Here is a 3,835-nt window from a genome sequence, read left to right on the forward strand (position 1 = left end):
CACCGTCGGCCATGCCGCCGCCCGCCCAGTGTCCCCAGCCGATCGACGTCGCGGGCAGACCCAGGCCACGGCGGTACCGCGCGAAGGCGTCCAGGAAGGCGTTGCCCGGCGCGTAGTTCCCCTGCCCGGCCCCGCCATACGTCCCTGCGAGCGACGAGAAGAGCACGAACGCGTCGAGGTCGAGGTCACGGGTCAGCTCGTGCAGCGTCACCGCCGCCTCGGCCTTCACCCGCAGCACCCGGCCCACCTGGTCGAGGCTCAGTTCGTCGAGCACGGCGTCGTCGAGGACGGCGGCGGTGTGGATCACCGAGCGCAGCGGGACGTCCTGCGGCAGGGCGTCGATCAGCTCGCCGAGCGCGTCACGGTCGGCGGCGTCGCAGGCGGCAATGGTGACCCGCGAGCCGAGTGCGGTGAGTTCGGCGGTCAGGTCGGTGGCGCCGAGAGCGTCCGGGCCGCTGCGGCTGACGAGCAGCAGGTGCGGCGCGCCCAGGGTGGCCATCCGCCGCGCGACGTGGGCACCGAGCGCGCCCGTGCCGCCGGTGATCAGGACCGTGCCTTCCGGACGCCAGTCGCGCCGGGCGGACGCTCCCGTGGACCGGACGAGCCGCCGCGCGAACACGCCCTCCTGCCGCACGGCCAGTTCGTCCTCCGCACCGTTCAGGGCACCCAGGAGCAGGTCGACGGCGGTGTCGTCCGCGTCGGCGGGCAGATCGGCGACGCCGCCCCAGCGAGCCGGGTGCTCCTGGCGCACCACCTGACCGAGGCCCCAGACGAGGGTCTGCTCCGGGTCGGTGACCGGGTCCGCGGCCGAGGTGGAGACCGCGCCGCGGGTGATCGTCCACAAAGGAACTTCTTGCTCCGCAAGCGCTTGCACCGCGGAAAGAGTCGCGGCGAACCCCGCCGGAACGTCCGGATGTCCCGGCACGCGGCCGGTAGGAGCGACGGCCAGCACACCGCGGACGTCCGTGAGATCGCCCAGTTCGGCAGAGCGGATCACCTCGGCGCCGTGGCGGGTGAGCCCCTGCGCGACGCGGCCGGCGAGATCGTCTGCGCCGAGCACGACCCAGGTGCCCGTGACGGCCGGGCTTCCTGCGGCCACGAGCCGCCAGGTCGTCTCGTGCCGCAGGTCGTCGACGGTCGTGCGGCGACGCGGTGCGCCGGGCTCGGACCAGTAGCGCTCGCGCTGGAACGGATAGGTCGGCAGGCTGACGCGGCGGGTGCCGGTGCCCGCGAAGACGCCGGCCCAGTCGACCTCGGCGCCGCGGGCGAACGCCTCACCGAGCGACGTGACGAGTCGGGACAGGTCGCCATCGTCGCGACGTAGTGTGCCGACGGCGGCGGCGCTCGCACCGGCGTGCTCGATCGTCTCCTCGATGCCGACGGCGAGCACGGGGTGAGGGCTGCACTCGACGAAGACGGTGGCACGGTTCGCGAGAAGTGTCGTGACGGCCTGGTCGAACCGGACGGGTTCGCGGAGGTTGCGGTACCAGTAGGCGCCGTCCAGCCCGGTGGTGTCCAGGACCTCCCCGGTCACCGCCGAGACGAACGGGATCCGGCCGGGCAGAGGCCGCACCGGTGCCAGCACCTCGGCCAGCTCACCGGCCAGCAACTCGACCTGTGCCGAGTGCGAGGCGTAGTCGACGGCGATCTGCCGCGCCCGCACCTCGACTGACGCGAGCAGCTCGTCCAGCGCCTCAGCTTCACCCGAGACCACGACCGATGAAGGCCCGTTGACCGCCGCCACCGAGATCCTGCCGTCCCACGGCGCGATCAGCTCGCGTGCGTGATCGACCGAAGCGGCCAGCGAGACCATGCCGCCCAGCCCGGACAGTCGCAGAATGGCCTTGCTCCGCAGCGCGACCACGCGAGCACCGTCCTCAAGGGACAAGCCGCCCGCGACGACCGCCGCGGCGATCTCACCCTGGGAGTGGCCCACCACGGCGGCGGGTTCGACACCGTACGCACGCCAGACCTCGGCGAGTGACACCATCACCGCCCACAGCACGGGCTGCACGACGTCGACCCGGCTCAACGCCTCCTCGTCGTCGAGGACGTCCAGCAGGTTCCAGTCGACGAACGACGAGAGAGCCGAAGCGCACTCGGACATCCGCGAGGCGAACACTGGAGAGGTACCGAGGAGCGCACGCCCCATCCCCGCCCACTGCGAACCTTGGCCGGGGAACACGAACACGACGTCACCGGGATTCGCCGGCTCGCTCGCGACAGCGTCAAGCCCAGCGGCATCCAGCACCACGGCCCGGTGTTCGCGCACCGACCGCGTGGTGACCAGCGCGCGCCCGATGTCGACCGGATCGTCGTCCAAGCCGCCAAGCGCTTGGGCGAGATCGCGCAGGGCGGGCCCGGTCCGGGCCGAGAGCACCCACGGCACCACGGGCAGTTCCGCGGACGGCTCGTGCTCCTCGGCGGGAACAGACTCGATGATCACGTGCGCGTTCGTCCCGCTGACGCCGAACGACGACACACCGGCTCGTCGAGGCGCCTCGGTCTCGGACCATTGCACAGCTTCGGAGAGAAGCCGGACCTGACCGGAAGTCCAGTCCACATGGGACGATGGAACGTCGGAGTGCAGCGTCTTCGGCAGCACGCCGTGGCGCATCGCCTCGACCATCTTGATCACGCCACCGACACCGGCCGCGGCCTGCGTGTGCCCGATGTTCGACTTCAACGACCCCAGCCACAGCGGCCGGTCCCGATCCTTGCCGTACGTGGCCAGCAAGGCCTCGGCTTCGATCGGGTCGCCGAGCGTCGTGCCGGTGCCGTGCGCCTCCACGACGTCCACATCGGACGGTGCGAGACGCGCGCTGGCCAGCGCAGCGCGGATCACCCGTTGCTGCGCCAGGCCGTTCGGCGCGGTGAGGCCGTTGGAAGCGCCGTCCTGGTTGACCGCTGAACCGCGCAACACAGCCAGCACCGGATGGCCGAGCCGCCGGGCATCGGACAGCCGTTCCAGGACGAGCAGGCCCACGCCCTCACCCCAGGCGGTGCCGTCGGCGTTGTCGGAGAAGGCCTTGGCACGGCCGTCGGCGGCGAGTCCGCCCTGCTGGCTGAACTCGACGAACCCCTCCGGCGTCGTCATGACGGTGACCCCGCCCGCCAGCGCGAGCGTGCACTCCTCCGCCCGCAGCGCCTGCGCGGCGAGGTGCATCGCCACCAGCGACGACGAGCAGGCCGTGTCGACGGTCAGTGCCGGGCCCTCCAGCCCGAAGGTGTAGGCGATCCGGCCGGAGAACACGCTGGCCGCGCTGCCGGTGAGCAGATATCCCGACAGGGCCTCGATCTGTTCCTCCGACGGGCCGGAGATCTGGGCCATCCCGCCGACGAACACGCCGGTGCGGCTGCCGCGCAGACCGTCGACCGGCAGGCCGGCGCGTTCGAACGCCTCGTGCGCGACCTCCAGGAGCAGGCGTTGCTGCGGGTCCATGGCGACGGCCTCGCGCGGTGAGATCCCGAAGAACTCGGGGTCGAAGTCCGCTGCCTCGTGCAGGAAACCGCCCTGGCGAACGTAGCTGTGCCCCGGCTGTGGTGCGCCGGGGCGGTAGAGCCGGGCGACGTCCCAGCCGCGGTCGGCGGGGAAGTCGGAGATCGCGTCGGTCTCCCCCGCAACCAGGTCCCACAGGCGTTCGGGCGTGTTCGCGCCTCCGGGATACCGGCAGGCCATGCCGACGATCGCGATCGGCTCGCCCGCCTTGTCCTCGGCGTCGCGCAGCCGGGCACGAACGTCGTGCAGGTCGGCCGTGACGCGCTTGAGGAAGTAGCGGAGCTTGTCTTCACTCGACATGGGAGGTCCTCGGAGAACTTTGGGTCGGTGGGCGCA

General features: G+C 71.9%; 6 pseudogenes. All 6 read right to left on the bottom strand.

The features are described 5' to 3' along the window. Positions 1-34 precede the first annotated feature (34 nt). Positions 35-1,099 (bottom strand): annotated as a pseudogene (locus tag SK854_RS48365) (beta-ketoacyl reductase); the annotation flags it as partial. Between the two features lie 165 nt (positions 1,100-1,264). Continuing rightward, a pseudogene (locus SK854_RS48370) lies at positions 1,265-2,272 on the bottom strand (acyltransferase domain-containing protein); the annotation flags it as partial. Between the two features lie 51 nt (positions 2,273-2,323). Beyond that, positions 2,324-2,617 (bottom strand): annotated as a pseudogene (locus tag SK854_RS48375) (ketoacyl-synthetase C-terminal extension domain-containing protein); the annotation flags it as partial. Further along, a pseudogene (locus SK854_RS48380) lies at positions 2,594-2,986 on the bottom strand (hypothetical protein); the annotation flags it as partial. The pseudogenes SK854_RS48375 and SK854_RS48380, both read right to left, overlap by 24 nt. Before the next feature lie 24 nt (positions 2,987-3,010). After that, positions 3,011-3,679: pseudogene (locus tag SK854_RS48385) on the bottom strand (beta-ketoacyl synthase N-terminal-like domain-containing protein); the annotation flags it as partial. Between the two features lie 42 nt (positions 3,680-3,721). Next, positions 3,722-3,784, bottom strand: a pseudogene (locus SK854_RS48390) (polyketide synthase docking domain-containing protein); the annotation flags it as partial. Positions 3,785-3,835 lie beyond the last annotated feature (51 nt).

The sequence above is a fragment of the Lentzea sokolovensis genome (assembly GCF_033949975.1).
Taxonomy (GTDB): Bacteria; Actinomycetota; Actinomycetes; order Mycobacteriales; family Pseudonocardiaceae; genus Lentzea; species Lentzea sokolovensis.